The organism is Nostoc sp. DedQUE04 (assembly GCF_034530995.1).
In the GTDB taxonomy this organism is placed as follows: Bacteria; Cyanobacteriota; Cyanobacteriia; order Cyanobacteriales; family Nostocaceae; genus Nostoc.
In genome coordinates, this window is record NZ_JAVRCA010000036.1 from 1 (window position 1) to 20,524 (window position 20,524).

The window sequence follows — 20,524 nt, forward strand, 5'->3', positions numbered from 1 at the left end:
TCCGCGCTTGGATGGCTCCTCAAGATCAACCCCACGAACAATTTGTATTCCCTGAAGAAGTTCTACCTCGCGGTAACGCTCTCTAAGAATTCAAATTTGACCATGACCTCAGTTAGGGTTGTGGTTGGCGAAAATTGGCACACCCAGATAAAATAATCTCCTTGTAATCAACCAATAAAGTGTCAATTTTCACTATCTCTAGTAATCTCCCATCAAAAAGGTGGGAGATTTTTTATATATTGGTTAATATCTCTAAATTTATGTGTTATGTTAGATGAAGGTTATAAACCCAGAGTAAATTCTCTGCCCTTTTGAAACTAAGACCGCTTAGGCAACAAGGAGGTGATGCCCATGATAGAAAGTAGTATACGCATGGGTCATCAGGTTGCAGTTAGCCGGCTGCGCGCCGGGGCTGTTCTCTAAAAGTTAGCCTTAGTTATCTTTGAGATACTAAGTTAGCTCAAGTAGCTAGGCAAGCTCGGAGTTCCTTCCGGCAGTCTGGTTGCAACCTGAAGACCCGCTAGACCGCTCTGACTTAGATCATCCGATCTAAATCAGGGCGGATAGTTTTTTATAAGTGATTTTTGTTTTATCAATGCTTACTTTTAAAAGAGAGATAGGGATGGCTGCCACGAACAAAGCCAACCTATTTAAGTTTTCTTAAAAAGCATAAATATCTTGGTTAAACCTTGGAGTTTGACCAAATATGAGAAATAGCGTCTATCTGCCAAGTCTGATTGAAATCTAGACACACGAATTCTGACTGAATTTATTCTCCCATATTTTCTGTGTGGAGAATAAAGGAGTTTGTCTTTGTCAGATCCAAAATGTTGTAACAAATATAAAAGTAGGAATTTCTTGATATGGCACAACTACTCACCGAAGCCCAAATTCAAGAACAGGCAAAGATTTTGTCAGATTGGACTATTCAAGATTCCAAGTTGCAGATTACCCGTACATTTAAAGATTTTATTGAAGCAATGGAGTTTGTCAATAAACTAGTTGAACCGGCTGAGTCAGCCCGACATCATCCAGATATAGAGATTTCCTACAATAAAGTAAAGATTACACTTACAACACATGATGTAGGCGGATTGACGCAGCCAGACTTTGATGTAGCACGGGTGATTTCCCAGATTAACTAAGTGATTTCTTTTAATATCTTGTACCAAACTATAAGAAGTCACTACAATATACGGTTTATATAGCCGAGCCAGTATGTTTTAACTGGGGTGAGATTTCTACTAGGAGCGAGTGGAAGAAGCGATTTTCGCTCGCAAACTCTAAGTGTCTAAAACTTCAGTAATTTAGCTTGTGTAGAGAGCGAATGACCCAAACTCTACTCCCTGCTTAGATATTTAGATAAGCATGTGTGACAGTTATTAAGGCGATCGCTCCAATATTGCCATCTAGATCGGATGTTTTATAATGTTATGATATAAAGATATGTTTTTGCATAAGTTAATCACATCAGTTTTTAACCCAAAGTTAATCGTTTATTAGCTTTGCAAAAACTAGAATTGTAGTAGAGACAACTATGCCTCATCCATAGGTTTCAATGAGATGTCGCATTTTCGAGAATTAGGTGTAACGAAACCAATTATCTAAACAAGGTGTGAGGAGTAAAGGAAAAATGTCTAATCTATTATGGAAATCCTTAGTGGTTAGCCCAGCAGTTTTGGGAGCAACATTGTTAGTTTCGGCAACAGCAATGGCGGCCCCAAGCAAAACCACAGAAGTATCACCAGCCAAGCAACTAGGTGTAACTGAAGTTGCCCAACAGCCAGAAATACTAGCTCAAACAACCATAGATCAAGTTAATCGCTACAGCAACGAAGGTAATCAAGGCGATTCTCAGTCTCAAGTAACATCGGTTTCTCAATTTTCCGATGTACAACCTACTGACTGGGCATTCCAAGCATTGCAGTCCTTGGTTGAGCGCTATGGTTGTATTGCAGGTTATCCGAATTCCACATATCGCGGTAATCGTGCTTTGACCCGTTATGAATTTGCTGCTGGTTTGAATGCCTGTTTGGATCGGGTTAACGAATTGATTGCCACAGCAACAGCTGACTTGGTGACAAAACAAGATTTAGCTACCTTACAACGGTTACAAGAAGAATTTTCCGCAGAATTGGCAACCCTACGCGGTCGCGTAGATTCTCTAGAAGCGCGGACTGCTGAATTGGAAGCTAATCAGTTTTCCACTACCACAAAACTAGTCGGTGAAGCCGTTTTCGCCGTTAGTGATGTATTTGGAGGTAACACTGGTGACGCTAACAATACTGTCTTCCAAGATCGGGTACGTTTAGACTTGCAAACCAGCTTCACTGGTAGAGATGTTTTGCATACACGTCTGGCAGCAGGTAATGCACAAGCCTTTTCAATAAGGGATGACGTTAATAATCCGATCGGTACTGCTGAAGGCACACAAACATATCAAGTTGGTATAGGCAATGGTAACAACAGTGTCAGAATTGACCGCTTGACTTATGAAGCTCCCATAGGCCCAGCCCAAGTTTACCTCGCAGCTAGTGGCGGTCGTCATAGCCAGTATGCTGCTGTCAACAATCCTTACTTTTTTGACAACACTGACGACGGTGGTAACGGCGCTTTATCTACCTTTGCTTCTGAAAGTCCCATCTATCGGATTGGTGGCGGTGCTGGTATAGCACTCAATGTACCCCTTGGTAAAGGTGGCGGTATCCTGGGAAATAGCTCAATCACTGCGGGTTACTTGGCATCACAAGCTAATAATCCTGGTCTTAGTACAGGCCTGACCAACGGTGACTATGCAGCTCTCGGACAGTTGAACTTTAGTGTTGGCGATCGCTTGGCTTTAGCTGCTACCTACGTCCACGCATATAGTGCCAGTGGTGCTTTATTTGACTCTGGTACAGACGGAACAACTGGAGCTTTTGATGTAGGTACTGGACAAGCTAACTTTTTAGGTAATGCAGCAGGTGTAACCCGATCTAACAGCAACTCCTACGGTGTGTCGGCTGCGTTTAGACCTAGCGACAAACTGTCCGTTAGTGGATTCGTCTCTTACCATGATGTTACAGGTGCAGGTGCAGGTGATGATTATCAAGCTTGGAGCTACGGTTTAGGGGTAGCGTTACCTGATTTCGGTAAAAAAGGTAACGTTTTAGGTGTTTTTGCTGGTGCAGAACCCTATTCCTTTAACCGCCCAGGTTTTGGTGGCAACAATGATATACCCTACCACTTTGAAGGCTTCTACAAGTATCGTGTGTCGGATAACATCTCTGTAACCCCTGGTGTAATCTGGTTGACCTCTCCTGGTCAAAATAGCGATAACGATGATGCTATTATCGGTACGCTCAGAACAACTTTCACCTTCTAGAGTGTTGATTATCTGCTGACAAATTTGAACTCTATTTATCCCCGCCATTAGGCGGGGTTTTTTGTTTTCGGTAATAATAATGGATAAACCCCAGTAATTAACCGGAGTATAATAGAAAAGTTAGGAGTTAGAAGTTATGAGTTATGGCGGGTTTGATATGAATAGACCAGAGTAATCCCCACTCTACAAGTGACCGAAGAGGCAAAGGGGCAGGGGGCAGGGGGAGCAATCCCTGCGCCGAAGCCGTGAAGCAAAGCGGAACATGCGTCTAACTTCTAACTTCTAATTTTTACCCCTAACTTATTGCTGCTTGTGGAACTATCCTGTAAATCAGAATACGCAATTCTCGCCTTATTAGAGATGGCCGCTCATTACGAAAGCGGCGAACCGCTGCAAATTCGACAAATTGCAGCACAACAAAACATACCCGATCGCTATCTCGAACAGCTACTAGCAACCTTGAGGCGTGGCGGTATAGTTAAAAGTCAGCGTGGGTCAAAAGGTGGCTATCTGTTAACGCGAGAACCCCGAAAAATCATCCTTTTTGAGATTTTGGAATGTTTAGAAGGCTTAGAGGCGCGGGCTGGTGAAGAAAACGTTAATTCCAAAAGCATAGACAGTTCAGTTATAGAAGAAATTTGGCAAGAAGCAAGTCGCGCGGCAAATTCAGTCTTGCAAAAATATACGCTCCAGGATCTTTGTGAAAAACGAGATTCGCGGCAGCAATTAGATATCATGTACTACATTTAGTCAAGAGTCATTTGTCATTAGTCATTGGTCATTTGTTGATGACTAATGACCAATAACAAATAATTAATAATCAAGGACTAATTTATGCGAATAGCTCGTAACATTACAGAACTTGTCGGTCGTACACCCCTAGTGCAGTTGAACCGGATTCCTCAAACAGAAGGATGTGTTGCAGAAATTGTGGTGAAACTGGAAAGTATGAACCCATCGGCATCAGTTAAAGACCGGATTGGGGTAAGTATGATTAACGCTGCCCAAGAGGAGGGGCTAATTGCTCCTGGGAAGACAGTATTGGTAGAACCCACTTCTGGAAACACCGGTATTGCCCTAGCAATGGCAGCAGCAGCAAAGGGTTATCGATTAATTTTGACAATGCCAGAGACCATGAGTGGAGAGCGTCGGGCAATGTTGCGAGCTTATGGAGCAGAACTGGAACTAACACCAGGAATGGAAGGTATGAGTGGGGCAATTCAACGAGCGCAGCAAATAGTTAATACTACACCAAATACCTATATGTTGCAGCAGTTCCGCAATCCAGCTAATGCAAAAGTGCATCGGGAAACTACGGCGCTTGAAATCTGGGAAGATACCGATGGACAAGTCGATATCATTGTGGCAGGAGTGGGTACAGGTGGTACGATCACTGGTGTAGCAGAAGTGATTAAAGCACGTAAGCCTAATTCTAAGGCGATCGCAGTTGAACCAGCCAATAGCCCAGTTTTATCTGGGGGACGACCAGGCCCCCACAAAATTCAGGGAATTGGTGCTGGGTTTATTCCCCAAGTACTCAAGATAAAATTAATTGATGAAGTGATTACCGTCACCGATGAAGATGCGATCGCCTACAGTTGGCGTTTGGCAAAAGAAGAAGGGCTACTATCTGGTATTTCCAGTGGAGCAGCTTTATGTGCAGCAATTCGCGTTGCTCAACGTCAAGAAAATCAGGGACGTTTAATTGTAATGATTCAGCCCAGTTTTGGTGAGAGGTATTTGAGTACACCGTTGTTCCAAGACCTAGAGGCAAGATTGGCCGCTAGCGTAAGTTAACGATACATTGAATCAATGGTCAATTATAACCGCGTTTCTAACCATTACGAAACTCTCAAAGTTAGTCCAAGTGCAAGCCTTGCGGAGATTAAGCAAGCTTATCGCCGCTTGGTTAAGTTGTTTCATCCTGACAGTAATCAGGAAAGTGCCGATCGCGAGCAAATTATCCGCATCAATGCAGCTTATGAAGTCTTAGGCGACAACCAAAATCGCCGCAATTATGACCAAGAACTGCAAAATGACTCCCAAAAATTAAATAGCGATCGCCAACAGCGTACAGCATCAGCCCAAAAGCATTACCAGACAACACGAAAAACTGGACGCGATGTTGACGAGCAAGTTGAAGAATGGCTGCGCCAAGTTTATCAACCAGTAAATCGCTTGCTTTGTACGATTCTTTATTCGTTAGAAGAACAAATGGAGCAATTAGCTGCCGATCCCTTTGATGATGAGTTGTTAGATGAATTTCAGGAATACTTAAAAACTTGTCGAGATGACCTCAAGCAGGCACAAACTACTTTTCGCTCCCTGCCAAATCCCCCTAGTTTAGCAAGAACAGCGGCTCACCTCTACTACAGCCTCGATCAAGTAGGAGATGGACTTGATGAATTAGGTTACTTTCCTTTGAACTACGATGAGCGTTATTTACACACAGGTCATGAACTATTCCGCATAGCTTCGAGATTACACTGTGAAGCACAAGCTTCTGTTACATAATTATTGGGCACTGGGCATTGGGCATTAGGTATAAGTCAATATCGCTAGATGTCAAAGGACAGATGACAAATGACTAATGACTAATGACATATAACTTAGGAATTAGTTTATGCTGGAAACAGAAAAAGATTAAGAAATTTTAAATTCTGCTGATAGTGTACTCATGCAATGCATTGTTAATCGCCGCGCCCAGTTTGCAGCAAGTCATCGTTATTGGTTGCCAGAACTGAGTGAAGCCGAGAATATTGAGAAATTTGGTGCTGGTACTAGATTTCCAGGACACGGGCATAATTATGTCTTATTCATCTCCCTAGCCGGGGAATTAGATGAATATGGTATGGTGCTGAACTTGTCTGATGTGAAACACGTAATTAAACGGGAAGTTACCAGTCAATTGGACTTCTCTTATCTCAATGATGTGTGGGCAGAATTTCAACAAACTCTGCCTACCACTGAGAATATTGCACGGATTATCTGGCAACGGCTAGCACCTCATTTGCCTCTAGTCCGCGTGCAGTTATCTGAACATCCTGAACTTTGGGCAGATTATATGGGAAACGCAATGGAAGCCTACCTCACCATCAGTACTCACTTTAGCGCCGCCCATCGGCTAGCTCATCCTAAACTCAGTAACGAAGAAAACACGCTTGTTTATGGTAAGTGCGCTCGTCCCAACGGTCACGGACACAACTACCATCTAGAAGTTACCGTCAAAGGGGAAATTGATCCACGTACTGGCATGATTATTGATTTAGGTGCCCTGAATCAAGTGGTAGAAGATTATGTGGTAGAGCCATTCGATCACACCTTTTTAAACAAAGATATTCCCTACTTTGCCGAAGTTGTGCCGACTGCTGAAAATATCGCACTTTACATTAGTAATTTACTGCGATCGCCTATTCAAGAATTGGGAGCTAAACTTTACAAAGTGAAACTGATTGAAAGTCCCAATAACTCCTGCGAAATCTACTGTACTGAATCTGAATCAAATTCAGTCAGCGCAGCCGCGAGTCAGCCAGTATTAGCAAGCGTTTAGGTAATTGAAAATTTAGTTAGGCATAGGACATAGGGAACTGATATCATCCCAATGCCCAATGCCCAATACTTCGACTACGCTCAGTACAAGTGCCCAATGCCCACTTAAAAAAGTTTACTTACTAAGCAGTTAAAACCAGGTAGCAAAGGACTTGTCAATTCATCTTGATTAAATAAAGTAGCTGCTAACTTTAATACAGCCTGTTCGCGTCGATAAACCTCAACTTTTTTCTGTATAGAATCGCAAATCCAATATTCCTGAACTCCTTGCACCGAGTACAGCTTTAGCTTTGTTTCCTTGTCGCGTTTCTCGTTTTTTTCGCCGGGAGATAAAACTTCTACTACTAACTCTGGTGCGCCCGTGAGATGTCCAGCTTCATCTAGTAAGTTTTTTAAGCGTTCATGACTTGCCCATACCACATCAGGGATCACATTGTCCGAATCTGAGAAAATAATTCCAGGTGCGATCGCAGGTTTACCCAGACCAGTTTCATCTGACCAATTGTTAAGATCTGTAACAATATTGCCACAACTTGATTGATGATCCCAACTAGGTGATTTGGTCACAAAGAGTTCTCCATCTATAATCTCATAGCGATTTCTGCGATCGCTAGCAAATAGCTCTAGGTCAGCAGTCGTCCAACGCACTGGAGTTGTTTGCATAGAAACCCCCTAGCCTTTTCCTAAATCATATTTTAAAAATACCGACGGCGGGCGGAATGTCGCAAATAGCGATAAATGCCCCAAGCTAAAACTCCAAAAAAGAGATTTAGTAAAAAGCGACTAAATATAAACCACAAAATATCAGTGTCAAAAAGCTTTGACGGACTCAAAGGACTAATTTTCCTGACTAAGAGAAACACCCCAAAAATAGCATTTCCACCCAGCACGAGGGCAAACAGCACTAAACTCCTCTGCCAGTAACGGCGCTGGATTGTACGATCTGAAATTAGGGTAATTACAGGTTTACCTTGCACTTTTCGCAGTAATTGTTCCAGCCGCCAAAACATCCACAACAGAAACGGAAATAAACCATAGCTTAGGAAACGTAGGGGTAATGAGTAACCCCAAGCAGTAGATAAGACATTTACTAGGGCATGACAGTTGACAGAATTTAGCCAAGCCCTAAAAATAAACTTTTTGTCGCGATTTAACCGATTTTTAGAGGAAATATAGGTTCCTAATGCATATCCCCAAGGTGCAGAGAACATAGCATGGACTGGCGTGCCGATAGTACGTTCAAAAACTGATGCTGTACCGTGGAAAAAGTAAATCCAGTTCTCTTCAGCAGTGAATCCCAAGGAAACGGCGATCGCGAAGAGGAAAACTGTAGAGTTAAATAATCGATACTTGCGTTGCAGATAGGAGATTGGGATAACAACCGCAGCCAACTTGCAGCCTTCTTCAATTGGGCCTATTTCCACAAGCTGCCGCAAGGCTGTACCAGGAAGCCAACGTTCCATCTGCTGCCAGTCTACAAACCAGTTGGCTATAATTTCAAAAACCCATTCGAGGCTAAGGGCTAAAAAACCAGATATTGCCCCAATGATAAAGAACATGAGTAACTTTAACAGAGGTGGGGCAAATGGCACTCGACAGTAGTAGTAGCCAAGCAGCAGTAAGGGTGGTATTGCTGCCCACAACAATAGAGATAAATCAACCACTCACCTGAGCAATTACTGTACGGTGACGGTGGGTATTGTTGGTAATAGTGGGAGCTTGGAAACCCGCCTCAACAATAGCTTGCTCAATGTCCAAAGCAAAATATTCATCTAAATACGGTTCAGTACTTTTGAGCAAAGTCAAAATGTAGGCTGGCATTTTCTTGTAAACTTCAGATTTGGGATTCATATCCATAATTGCCAAGTAGCCACCCGGACGCAACACACGCCGCATTTCAGTTAAAATCTGTCGGGTTGCTGATTGGGGTAATTCGTGGCACATCAGGAAAATGGAAACTAAATCAAACGAGGCATCAGGTAGCCCGGTAGATTCAGCTTGGGCATGAAGCCAGTTAATTTTAGCTTGACGTTGCCCAGCCCGGTAATTGGCAACGGCTAAAAAGTAGGGAGATAAGTCTAAGCCTGTAATTTTGGTATGGGGATAAATTTCTTGTAGGGCAAAACTACTCAAGCCCACACTACATCCTACATCTAAGATGTCTTGCGGCTCATTGGGGATTTGACTTTTCAGGATATTGTGGTAACTTTGGCGCAGCATTGGATCGCCTTGCGCTTCTTCAGCACTCTGCCAAATCTTAGCGTGGACAGCGTAAGCAGCAGGTTCTACCTCAAAAGCCGCTTGCCAACTGAGATTTCCGGTTTCGTAGGCATGGAATGAGGTGACGTAGTAATCGGGGTAGGAAAGCTGAGGATTTTGTACTTGAGCGAGATCGTTCTTCCAATCACGCGCTTGTAGTGTTTCGACTTCTTGCGTCCAAGGCACACCAATTCTCTCGGCACGTTTAATCATCATTTGTCTAGCTTGATGCTTGGCTAAGTTAGCTAAAGGCTGAATTGCCAGTATGCCATTCACCAAGCGGGAAGCTAAACCAGGATTAGTGTTTACAGCAGCAGTCATAAATTAGTTTGGATTTAACAGCCTTTTCTACTTATGACATACTTGCTAGACAGCAGTCTAGAAATGAATTGAATTGTATAACGGTAGTCTTCCTCCTTTGGCTTGCCCCAAGCAACAAATATTATAGAAAGTTTACATTTGGAGAACAGCAAAGTTCCGAGAAACTGTGAATTACGCCAGTTTAGAATTTATATTTTTATTCAGAGAATTTTATTCAAGACTGGTAAAATTTTGATTCTTAGCAACATCTGTCTCAACAGAGATGGCAAAAAACTGAGTGGCATTTATGAAGAAAATTACAAAAATTTCAGCTTATTGAGAGTCAAGTATGGCCAGAGCAAGAAGAAGAGCAAGTGGCTTTTTAAAAGATTTTCAAGAATTTGCCCTTAAAGGCAATGTAGTTGACTTGGCGATCGCTGTGATCGTTGGTGGTGCTTTTGGCAAGATTGTCACTTCCTTTGTTGAAGATGTAATCATGCCATTGATTAATCCCTTGGTTAGTTTTGCTGGCACAGACTGGAGAACAATCGCCATTGGCCCGGGAATCAAGATTGGTCACTTTCTTGGCGCAATAGTTGACTTTGTAATCATTGCCTTAGTCTTATTTGTAGCAATTCGAGCCTTACAAAAATTCAAGAGACAAGAAGAAGTCGCCGATGAACCCCTAGCAGACCCTAACCTTGTAGCCCAAGAAAGATTGACTGGCGCGTTGGATAGACTCAACCAAACCTTGGAAACTCGGAATAATCAAGTTTTGTAGTGGGGAGTGGGAGAGCAGGGGAGCAGGAAAGAATAATCAATACGCAATACCCAATGCCCAATGCCCCATGCCCAATGCCCCATACCCAATGCCCTACTTTGCAGCAGGCTTAAGAGCTAATAACATTTCTAATTCACTAGTAGATTTATCAGGGCTAATAGCGGTAAAACCAACACCGCGAATGGAATTCAAAATGGTGATGGTATCGGCGTTAGATGATACCAAACTATTGATCAGGGGCACAGTTTTAGTTTTGTCCATATCTAGGTAGAAATAGCCACCGTTGGGCTTTTGCAAAGAACCAGTCACGGCTTTGAAAGCGTCGCTAGTGTCAAGAGATGGATTTTTGCGATCGCTAACTGCGTCAGCAATGGGGCCACCAAGAGCTACAAATACAGTATCTTGGTCTAGCCAACCATGTGCTAATAAAGCTCCTTGTCGGGGAATTTGCCACTCAGTTACGTCTTTACCACCAATATTTCTATTGGCGACGTTGATTTGTTGGGTTTTGGCAAGGGTATCCAATTTTGTTAAAGTGGCTTCGGCAGTTTTGCGATCGCTAGTATCAAATACTAAAGCACCTCCAAAACCAACACTCGCTAATACTCCTTGATTTGATGGAATCGCACCAAAGGCGAATTCCCCATTCATCCAACCAAAAACATCCTTATCCAGGTCTATATTGACAGTTTTCAACTGTCCTCGCGCTTGTTCCAGAGCTTGCTTCATTTCTGGATAATCTTTTGACTGCTCTACTAGCACTTCCCAACCACGGCTGATGCCATTTCCGCTAATCAGAGCAAAGGTATCGGCAGGAAATTGCCCGACTATATTCCCAGGACTTGATTGATACTGAAATTTATTTAATTGTGGATCTAAATTAGCGATCGCTTTTACCCGCACTCCCGCATCATCAACTCCAACACCCGCTACCACAGATTTTATCTGCTTCAGTTGTGTCAGGGTTTGTGGCGGTAACTGCTTTGCCTGCGGATTTCCAGCAGTTAATTGCTGTATCATCTCGGCATAGTCTGGTACATAAATTTGGGCGAGGCTGTTTTTAACATCCACTCCTTTAAGAATGCTGCTAGCACCTTCTTTACTGGCAAAAGAAGACTGTCCCTTAAAGGTGTCAATTGCTTTTTCTACAGCTTGCTTTTCAGGGGCTAATACCAACTGACTATCATTTAAAACTACGCTATACGTCGGCTTGCCATTTTGTGTAGTTTCGACAATTTTTTGACCTTGATAGTCAGATTCCTGTAATTTCACTCCTTTTTGTGACTTCAATTTGTTAGCAAAATTCAAGGCGCTGAGTTTGTCCTTGATTCCCACCACTATCAGGATATTTGATTCCTGCTGTAAATTTGTTGGTACATTAGGTGCCCCAGAGGGTACCTTTAACTGTGCTGGTTTGACGGGATTTGGTGGCAATACAGCAATCATCACACCACCAGCCCAAGGCTTTATGTCTTGTTCATAAGAAACGTTACTGTCACTGAACATTTGCTTATTGAAATCTTCCAGACCTTTTGCCACTAACTTTTGTGCTTCTGGAGTGCCAAACTGCTGTAATTTTGCCCAGGCTTGAGAGTCAGTAGTAATATAAGTTGCCATCAGTGCTGTTGAAGGTACTACTTTAGCACTGCCTAGAGCGTCTGATGTACCTACTGGTGAGCCTTTAAAGTACGTATAAGCCGCTATACTTCCTACGACAACGACGGCAGCACCAACAGCAGGAATGAGAAATTTTGATTTACTTTCAGGCATTTTGTTATCCTCTTTTGCTCAGATTGTCACCGAGATTTATACAAGTGTCACTGTAGAGTTTTCGGATTTATAATAATTTCCGCTAATCCATCGCTAGACTAACCCATGACAAAAGGATTCAGCAGCACGCTGATTGACAAGCTGCACATCTATCTCCTACTTGCAGACAATTATTGCTTTTGACATCCATTATTAATCGGATATTAATTATAAAGATTCTCAGTTAAACGTGACGTCTCAATCAGCAAACATCCAACTTAAAAGTGATTTTTCACTACAAATGGGTTTTTGCAAATTAAATACATAGCAATCCTATCTGATTTGTAAAAATTGCAAGGGTAAGATTCCCGACAACTCTTATGAAGTTGAGAATCTCAATTGTTTACGAATGATTTCAGATTGCGATCGCACTTGGATCTCACAGTTCATCTATGCAGCAAACAAGCTAGCGATGTCTACGACGGGCTATTCGGCGTCGCCAATTTGTTAAAGAGGTTAACAGGATTTGGGAAGCGCAACGTCAATCTACAAGCGTTCTCTCTGAGCGACTTTTACGGGCACTCGCCAATACAAGAGTTTTTACGGAGACAGAAATCGGTTATTGTACTCTCGCACAACTGGTATCCTGCATTTATGGTATTTACTGATAAAATTAGTAATCCTACAAATTAGCGGTCTAAAATTACTCTCAAAAATACTTCAACCAGATGAGGAGCGAATCTGCAAATGATATGCTGTTCATTTTAAACAAAATAGCGTGTTTAGCAGCAAGCTATCCTAAAGTTATAAAAATAATTAGGAGTATTTGTACTTAATGAGAATCTATCGAGGTGCAAGAGACTCTTGACTCAATACCAAATGCAGAACATCAGCAAAAGTAAATGCGGCAGGGATATGGAAAAAATTCCACGATCGGTTGCCGATCTTTGGAAATTCGGGTGAGATTAATTTCAATCTTCCAATCCCAAGGTGAGAAGTCACCTCCATAATGCCCTGTTGAGGGAAATACATCAGATACCGCTATTTTACTTAACTACATCCAACCAAGCCAGACTTTTCAGGATTACAAGGTCAGTAAGCATCAATGTCGCAGTCTTATTTTGATACAGATAATAACGGACACAAACCTTTTGAGTTACCGGGAGCAAGACCACACTACAACCCCGATCGCCCCGGACAGGTAGAGCATATTTTTCTCGATCTCAGCCTGGATATCCCCAAGCAAAGCTATCAGGGCAGTTGTAGCATTCGCCTCTTGCCAATCCGTAATGGTATTGATCGTTTGACATTGGATGCTGTCAATCTAAATATCGAGTCTGTGCAGGTGGACGAAGTGCCACAAAATTTTGACCATGACGGGGAACAGCTTTCTATTCAACTTTCTCAGGCAACCCAAATTGGTCAAGGCTTGCTGATTGCGATCGCTTACTCGGTGACAAAACCGCAACGCGGTATTTATTTTATTCAACCAGATAAGCACTACCCTAACAAACCTACTCAAGTGTGGACTCAAGGGGAAGACGAAGACTCTCGCTTTTGGTTCCCCTGCTTTGACTATCCAGGACAACTGTCTACTTCGGAAATTCGTGTCCGCGTTCCCAACCCTCTCGTGGCGATTTCCAACGGCGAATTGATTAACACCACAGAAGATGGCGATCATAAAATCTACCATTGGTTACAGCAACAAGTTCATCCTACCTACTTGATGACTTTAGCAGTAGGTGATTTTGCTGAAATTCGAGATGAGTGGAACGGTAAAGCTGTCACCTACTATGTAGAAAAGGGACGGGAGGAAGATGCTAAACGCAGCATGGAAAAAACTCCCCGAATGATCGAATTTTTGAGCCAAAAGTATGGTTATCCATATCCTTTTCCGAAATACGCCCAAGTTTGCGTTGACGACTTCATCTTTGGCGGCATGGAAAACACTTCCACAACACTGTTAACAGACAGATGTTTGCTAGATGAACGTGCCGCCTTAGATAACCGCAACACTGAAAGTTTAGTCGTCCACGAACTCGCGCACCAGTGGTTTGGCGATCTGGTGGTGATTAAGCATTGGTCTCATGCTTGGATTAAAGAAGGGATGGCTTCTTACTCTGAGGTGATGTGGACAGAACAGGAATATAGTTTAGAAGAAGCAGCTTACTATCGTTTATTGGAAGCTCGTCGTTACTTAAGCGAAGATAGCAGTCGTTATCGCCGTCCAATGGTAACGCACGTTTACCGAGAAGCTATTGAACTTTACGATCGCCACATCTACGAAAAAGGATCTTGTGTCTATCACATGATTCGGGCCCAATTGGGAGATGAGTTGTTTTGGCAGGCAATTCAAACATTTGTCCGAGATAATGCCCACAAAACTGTAGAAACAGTAGACTTACTTAGGGCGATTGAAAAGGCAACCGGACGTAATCTTTTGTTTCTGTTTGACCAATACGTTTATCGTGGTGGTCATCCTGATTTTAAAGTAGCTTACTCTTGGGATGGAGATGCTCATTTAGCAAAAATTACAGTCACTCAAACCCAAGCTGATGAAGGTAAAAATGGCAGTAAGGATTTATTTGATTTAAAAATACCTATTGGTTTTGGCTATACCCAACAAGAAAAAGTGAGGAGTGAGGAGTTAGGAGTTAAAAATAATTCCAAACTCATAACTCCTAACTCACAACTCAAAATTTTTACTGTCCGGGTGAATGAACGCGAACAAAGCTTCTACTTTCCTCTAGAAAATAAGCCCCAATTTATCAGCTTTGATGTTGGAAATAATTACCTAAAAACAGTAGCTTTGGAATATCCAATCGCGGAGTTAAAAGCACAGTTAGAATTCGATCCCGACTCAATTTCGCGTAGTTATGCAGCAGCAGCTTTGGCAAAAAAAGGTGGGTTAGAAGCGATCGTTGCACTGTCTGCATCGCTAAAAAATGACCCATTGTGGGGTGTGCGCGTGGAAGTGGCGAAACAACTAGCCCAAATCAATTTAGATCAAGCCTTTGATGGTTTAATTCCTGGGTTAAAAGATAAAAATGCTTACGTGCGACGAGCTGTAGTGGAAGCACTTACTCAATTCAAAACTGCTGAAAGCTATAAAGTTGTTAGAGGGTTAGTGCAAAAGGGCGATCCCAGTTATTACGTGGAAGCAGCAGCTTCTCGTGTTATCGGGGCGATCGCCTCATCAAACTTGGAAGAAAAACCCAAGGAAGACAAGGTGTTAAAGCTGCTGAAAGGCATTTTAGAAGAAAAGGCGGGTTGGAATGAAGTCGTGCGGAGTGGGGCGATCGCTGGTTTAGCTGAATTCAAAACTTCGGAAGCAGCTTTAAATCTGCTGCTAGAATACACCAAACTCGGTGTGCCACAACCCCTACGTTTAGCTGCAATTCGCGCTTTAGGAAAGATTTCTGTAGGTCAAAGTCCGGTTAATTTGGAACGGATTTTAGAAAAATTAACAGAACTAGCCAAAGAAAGCTTCTTCTTAACGCAAGTGTCGGTAGCAGCAGCATTAGGACAAATGGAAACACCTAAAGCAGCGGGGATTTTGCGATCGCTAGCTGAACAAACAGCTGATGGGCGTGTACGTCGCTCTGCTGAGGAAGAAATTTCCAAGGTGCAAAAGAACATTGGTTCAGAAAAAACCCTGCGTCAACTGCGTGAAGATTTCGACCAACTCAAACAACAAAATCAGGAATTGAGGAGCCGTTTAGAAAACTTGGAGGCCAAATCTAAATAGCATTACATGATAATTAAAAGTCGGTAATTGGTAATTGTGGCAAAACTACTACCAATTACCAATGTTTTAGTTGATGCTGTAATTTTATTTTCCACTTAAATCATAGGTATAAATAAACATAGTACTAAGATCCCCGACTTATGTTAAAAGTCGGGGATCTTTATATTGTAAGCGGTTACTGAGTTTCAATTTGCATATATAGGTACATATTTATATTTATATAAATTAAAGTTAAGAAAAGATAAAATCATCTCAAACTTGGATAAGTAGTTGTAGTTTTATAAAGTATAATTAAGAAAAAGATAAACAAATCTAGGCAGTAACAGATGCTAAAATCGCCTCGATCGCTACCCCAAAGGGTAGAGTTCTAGTTATTTTAGACAGAAGACTACCGCTATCCTGAACTTACAACTAACTTGTAAGTCAGGAGAAAAACAATAATTGTAAATTTTTCAGTTGAAGAGGCAAAAAAAGGCGTGGGTCAGTATCAACCTGCTCAACTAAAACTCTATAATCCAGATGCGATCGCTCGCTACTATAGCTCCCGTCCTTGGCTAGCCTGGGGGCGACTGCTGAGAATTATCTCCTCTTTTGCAGGATTTATATTCAATCTGAAGTGGGACGAGTGGCAAGATAAAGTTGAGCAAAACAAGGGTAAACGAGCTATCCAGTTGCGAGAACTGCTCACCCGCCTCGGCCCGACTTTTATTAAAGTTGGTCAAGCCCTCTCTACCAGACCTGACCTGATACGCAAAGACTTCTTAGAAGAACTGATCAAGTTACAAGACCAGTTACCACCTTTCGATAATGCGATCGCTTACCAGATTATCGAAACAGAACTAGGTCGTCCAATTCACGAAAGTTTTAGCGAACTGTCACCTCACCCAGTCGCTGCTGCTAGCTTGGGTCAGGTGTACCGGGGTCGTCTGGTTAGTGGCGAAGAAGTCGCCGTAAAGGTGCAACGCCCTAACTTACATCCGGTAATTACACGCGACCTATATCTAATGCGTTGGGCAGCAGGTTGGCTAGCTCCTTGGTTGCCTTTAAATCTCGGTCACGACCTAACTTTAATTGTGGATGAGTTTGGCACAAAGTTATTTGAGGAAATTGACTATATTAATGAAGGCCGCAACGCCGAAAAATTTGCTAGCAACTTCCACAATGACCCACAAGTAAAAGTTCCAGGAATTTATTGGCGTTATACTAATACCCACGTTTTAACCTTGGAATGGATTAACGGCTTCAAGCTAACGGATACTCAACACATCCGCGAAGCAGGTTTAGACCCAGAAGCAATCATCCAAATTGGCGTTACATCAGGATTGCAACAGCTTTTAGAATATGGCTTCTTCCATGCTGACCCTCATCCTGGCAATTTATTTGCTGTACCCGATGGTCGTATGGCTTATATTGACTTCGGCATGATGGATCAGTTGGAAGAAAGCACCAAAGAAACGCTGGTCGATGCACTAGTGCATTTGGTTAATAAAGACTATACCGACTTAGCCGAAGACTTTGTAAAATTAGGGTTTCTGACTCCAGACACGAATATTTGCCCGATAGTGCCAGCATTAGAAGCGGTGCTAGGAAACGCTATTGGTAAAAATGTCAAGGATTTTAACTTTAAAACTATTACTGATGAATTTTCGGAACTGATGTACGAATATCCTTTCCGAGTTCCGGCAAAGTTTGCTTTGATTATTCGTTCTCTAGTTACCCAAGAAGGTATTGCCCTTAGCCTTAACCCCGATTTCAAAATTGTGGAAGTGGGTTATCCCTATATAGCGCGGCGGTTGCTGACAGGGGAATCGCCGGAATTACGACGACGATTATTGAATGTGTTGTTCAAAGATGGTAAATTTCAGTGGCAGCGGTTAGAGAATTTAATTGCGATCGCTCGTACCGATAACAACTTTGATGTATTGCCCACAGCGCAGATGGGGTTCCAATACTTAATGTCGGCAGAAGGCAAGTTTCTAAGGCGACAGTTGGTGCTTGCTCTCACCGAAGATGACCGCCTCCATACCGAAGATGTCCAACGCCTGTGGAATCTGGTTAAAGATGACTTAAAACCGGATCGTTTATTAAATGTAGCGATCGGGATTTTAACAGAATTATCCAGAGAAGGTGCAGCCGCTATTCTGCCAAAAGCGACATTACTTGGGTCTTTTGCTGAGAACCAGTCAACAAATAAAAAGTAAAAAGTCTTTAATATAAATTAGGAGTTTTCATGTATTATTTTCCTGAGCAACCGCCTTACTTTCTCTTAGTTGTTGGCTTTTTGATAGCATTAACATCTGGTTTGGCATTATCTGGCACTTTGAAAGTAATTGTGCAGAACTGGCCAAGCGAACGAGCAGAAAATACTCAGCCACGTTCCTCACTGAAACAATTACTTGTACCATTTATCGGCATAACAGGCGGTACTTGTCTATTTATGTCTTCAGGTTTAGAAATATTTGGCTTTCCCTCATCCTTGGCTTTAGGAGTCGGTTTACCAATTAGTCTATTTACTTGTTTGCTAGTTTGGTTGCAGTTGGGAAGTATGATGACCTTCATACAACGCGAAGGGATGCAATCTTTAGATTTAGATTCTTTTTCTTAGAAGAGGGTTAAATAGTAGGAAGCCTCACAAATATCTAAATTACCGTAAATACTCACCGCCAGCAATGATGCTCTACTAAAAATGAGATCGTTAACTAGTGGTGAATAATTATTTTTTACTGAAATTTCATCATTCCAATATTTAATTGCGTTAAAATTACCTTCCTAATTAGTGAGCAATAGATAAGCTAGAAAATAAAAAACATTTTGTCCACTTTTGCTTAATTAGTTAGTCATTTTATCCTTTAAATTACGATAATTAAGCTTAATATTGTTGACTTTTCGATTGAAAAAACTTGTAGTAGTCTTTTGCAAACGCATTAGCGGACTCTCACGCCTAAAGCTTTTGGGTCTTTGTTCTGGTGAGTTTAAATATCTATAATGCAAAAATATATCTCGATATGGAATATCGATATCTTCACCAGCGCAAAGTTGAGTAAAGTGTGGTGAACTTATACTCATATAGTGCAGATATGTCAGCCGCCGTCCTTGGTCGTAAAGGATGTTATCTACCACATCAAATTGAGAACTCCAATGGTTGCCAGTTGCCTGTTCGCAGTCATGAAAAGCAAAATTATAATAGGAAATTCCACTTCTCAATACCATGTAGTTAAATAAAGATTGGTCAGGGCCTCCAAGAGCCATGACATCAGCTTCACTAACCTGTAATTTGTCGAGTAGGTTTGCTAATGTAGCTTGAGAAAAAATATGTTTTTTAGTGGCAAACCAACCTGCACAAAATATATAAGAATGCAATTTTTCTTGGTCAAAAATTTGCTGTATAAGTTCTGGTGAACCATCAAAAATATATTTCAATTCAGATTTATATTGAAAATCATTTGTTACCCAATCATATTTATCTAATTTTTCATATATATAGTCTATAGGCCCCATAAGGAGCGTATCTGCATCAAAATAAATAAATTTATCAAAGGGACCATCTAAACCACAAAGCTTACGATGCATTGGTAGACGATAAAGTTCTGGAAGCCCCCATTTTCGCCAAGTTTTTTGTGCCCTTGAGTGATTTTGCCAGACCTGGGTTGCAAAGTTATCCCAATAAGCTATAGAATCAGAATCTTCAAATAAAGTAACATTATCTCTAGATGCAATCTCTGCCTTTACTTTGTCTAACTGCTCATTATATGGAATTATACAAATAGGAATTTTCCTACCAGCATTAGCTTCCATACTATTGAGTAACGCCACTAATTGGTCATAGACAACATCATTGGCTAGGATATAAATACCATCAATCATTGGGATACTCCTAATATTAAGTACGCGCAGAAACAAAGGGAAATAAACGGCGAGTCAGTTTGGGAATGAAGGCAAATTTACCCTCATGCAGATAACGATAGTGTTCCCACAATTGCCAATAGGGACTACCAGTTTTCATCCGCGTACCAGCCCAGTGAAGATATTTGAGTCGTTGTCCTCGGTCATACAAGGCGTAATCTTGCTGTTGGAAATTTCGCGAACCAGCCCAACTACCAGGCCCTCCCCCAGGAATTTTTACGAGATTTCCACGTTTGGAAATTAATTTAAGAACAAGATAATTTAAAATTGGTTGGTCTGTAACTCCTTCAGAAAAATCGAAATATTCACGATGTGCGGCACACTCGCGCAAAGCTTCATCCATTTGTTGTTCGGTAATAGCTCCTTTTCTCGAAGCCCAAAAACCGCTATTGAAAACATCTTGAAGTTGGGCATCGGAAAAAATTTGCTGCTCTTTCACAAATGGGGAAAAAATATTTCGCAGCTTTTCATTAGCATGATGGTAATCACAGCAGAAGAAATCGACTTCTGAAAGTTTGTCTAAATTGTCGGCAATTTTTTCAAAAACGACAATATCCGTATCAATATAAATAAATTCATCTAAAGGCCCAAACCACGCCACCAATTTACGCATTTTGTTGGGTAAGGCAAGGAAATCTCGGTCAAAAATTTCGCCGATGCGTTTGGTAAATGTATCAATAAGTTCTAAATCTGGGAAAATTTGGACGTTGTGTAAGGTAGCAAGCTGTTCTGCTACCTTGTGATAATTGTCATTAAAAGGTATGAGATAAATGGTAACTTCTGGGTCAGAGTAACGAATGCTATTGAGTAAAGCAATAGCATTATCGATAACGCGGTCATTGGCAACTATATAAATGCCCCTACTCATAAA

Annotated in this window: 17 protein-coding genes and 1 pseudogene; 12 read left to right on the forward strand and 6 right to left on the reverse strand. The window is 41.7% G+C overall.

What is annotated here, in order from left to right; genetic code table 11:
- The 7 genes and pseudogenes from RM049_RS22545 to RM049_RS22575 all read left to right on the forward strand — a co-directional run.
- Window positions 1-86 (forward strand): annotated as a pseudogene (locus RM049_RS22545) (photosystem II protein D2); the annotation flags it as partial.
- Between the two features lie 777 nt (window positions 87-863).
- Entirely contained in the window at window positions 864-1,145 is a 282-nt protein-coding gene (locus tag RM049_RS22550) for a 4a-hydroxytetrahydrobiopterin dehydratase (RefSeq protein ID WP_322674022.1), read from the forward strand.
- Between the two features lie 488 nt (window positions 1,146-1,633).
- The gene (locus RM049_RS22555) at window positions 1,634-3,364 is read left to right on the forward strand and encodes an iron uptake porin (protein ID WP_322705751.1); all 1,731 of its coding nucleotides are present in this window, start codon (window positions 1,634-1,636) and stop codon (window positions 3,362-3,364) included.
- A gap of 312 nt (window positions 3,365-3,676) precedes the next feature.
- On the forward strand, window positions 3,677-4,114 hold the full coding sequence (locus tag RM049_RS22560; protein ID WP_322685871.1) for an Rrf2 family transcriptional regulator: 438 nt from the start codon (window positions 3,677-3,679) through the stop codon (window positions 4,112-4,114).
- An 84-nt stretch (window positions 4,115-4,198) separates the two neighbouring features.
- Window positions 4,199-5,161, forward strand: a complete 963-nt coding sequence (cysK, locus tag RM049_RS22565) for a cysteine synthase A (protein WP_322705752.1) — start codon at window positions 4,199-4,201, stop codon at window positions 5,159-5,161.
- A 15-nt stretch (window positions 5,162-5,176) separates the two neighbouring features.
- Window positions 5,177-5,878 (forward strand): J domain-containing protein, encoded by a 702-nt coding sequence (locus tag RM049_RS22570; RefSeq protein ID WP_322705753.1) that lies wholly within the window; start codon window positions 5,177-5,179, stop codon window positions 5,876-5,878.
- Between the two features lie 163 nt (window positions 5,879-6,041).
- On the forward strand, window positions 6,042-6,914 hold the full coding sequence (locus tag RM049_RS22575; RefSeq protein ID WP_322705754.1) for a 6-carboxytetrahydropterin synthase: 873 nt from the start codon (window positions 6,042-6,044) through the stop codon (window positions 6,912-6,914).
- Between the two features lie 104 nt (window positions 6,915-7,018).
- Here RM049_RS22575 and RM049_RS22580 read toward each other — a convergent pair whose 3' ends face one another.
- Genes RM049_RS22580 through RM049_RS22590 form a run of 3 tightly spaced genes read right to left on the reverse strand, consistent with a single transcriptional unit; the run spans window position 7,019 to window position 9,493 of the window.
- Window positions 7,019-7,576, reverse strand: coding sequence for a Uma2 family endonuclease (locus tag RM049_RS22580; RefSeq protein ID WP_322705755.1), 558 nt, complete (start codon window positions 7,574-7,576; stop codon window positions 7,019-7,021).
- A gap of 32 nt (window positions 7,577-7,608) precedes the next feature.
- Entirely contained in the window at window positions 7,609-8,577 is a 969-nt protein-coding gene (locus tag RM049_RS22585) for a PrsW family intramembrane metalloprotease (RefSeq protein WP_322705756.1), read from the reverse strand.
- A complete protein-coding gene (locus RM049_RS22590) occupies window positions 8,570-9,493 on the reverse strand; it encodes a class I SAM-dependent methyltransferase (protein ID WP_322685866.1) in 924 nt (307 codons plus the stop codon). The genes RM049_RS22585 and RM049_RS22590 overlap by 8 nt, the downstream gene beginning before the upstream one ends.
- Before the next feature lie 328 nt (window positions 9,494-9,821).
- On the opposite strand from RM049_RS22590, the gene mscL reads away from it, so the two are divergent.
- A complete protein-coding gene (gene mscL, locus RM049_RS22595; protein ID WP_322705757.1) occupies window positions 9,822-10,253 on the forward strand; it encodes a large conductance mechanosensitive channel protein MscL in 432 nt (143 codons plus the stop codon).
- 93 nt (window positions 10,254-10,346) lie between these two features.
- On the opposite strand, the gene RM049_RS22600 is transcribed toward mscL, so the two are convergent.
- Window positions 10,347-12,023: a DUF3352 domain-containing protein gene (locus RM049_RS22600; RefSeq protein WP_322705758.1), complete on the reverse strand. Its 1,677-nt coding sequence runs from the start codon at window positions 12,021-12,023 to the stop codon at window positions 10,347-10,349.
- Window positions 12,024-12,401: 378 nt separating this feature from the next.
- Here RM049_RS22600 and RM049_RS22605 point away from each other — a divergent pair, with 378 nt between their 5' ends.
- From RM049_RS22605 to RM049_RS22620, 4 genes are all read left to right on the forward strand, one after another.
- Window positions 12,402-12,695, forward strand: a complete 294-nt coding sequence (locus tag RM049_RS22605; RefSeq protein ID WP_322691238.1) for a hypothetical protein — start codon at window positions 12,402-12,404, stop codon at window positions 12,693-12,695.
- Between the two features lie 412 nt (window positions 12,696-13,107).
- Window positions 13,108-15,750: a M1 family metallopeptidase gene (locus RM049_RS22610; protein WP_322705759.1), complete on the forward strand. Its 2,643-nt coding sequence runs from the start codon at window positions 13,108-13,110 to the stop codon at window positions 15,748-15,750.
- A 476-nt stretch (window positions 15,751-16,226) separates the two neighbouring features.
- Complete coding sequence (locus tag RM049_RS22615; RefSeq protein WP_322705760.1) at window positions 16,227-17,951, forward strand: AarF/ABC1/UbiB kinase family protein; 1,725 nt, start codon at window positions 16,227-16,229, stop codon at window positions 17,949-17,951.
- 29 nt (window positions 17,952-17,980) lie between these two features.
- Complete coding sequence (locus RM049_RS22620; protein WP_322674009.1) at window positions 17,981-18,355, forward strand: hypothetical protein; 375 nt, start codon at window positions 17,981-17,983, stop codon at window positions 18,353-18,355.
- A 224-nt stretch (window positions 18,356-18,579) separates the two neighbouring features.
- Here the strand turns inward: RM049_RS22620 and RM049_RS22625 are convergent, their stop codons facing one another.
- Both RM049_RS22625 and RM049_RS22630 read right to left on the reverse strand, forming a co-directional pair.
- On the reverse strand, window positions 18,580-19,614 hold the full coding sequence (locus RM049_RS22625) for an Npun_R2821/Npun_R2822 family protein (protein WP_322705761.1): 1,035 nt from the start codon (window positions 19,612-19,614) through the stop codon (window positions 18,580-18,582).
- 16 nt (window positions 19,615-19,630) lie between these two features.
- Window positions 19,631-20,521 (reverse strand): Npun_R2821/Npun_R2822 family protein, encoded by an 891-nt coding sequence (locus RM049_RS22630; protein ID WP_322705762.1) that lies wholly within the window; start codon window positions 20,519-20,521, stop codon window positions 19,631-19,633.
- Between the last annotated feature and the right edge of the window lie 3 nt (window positions 20,522-20,524).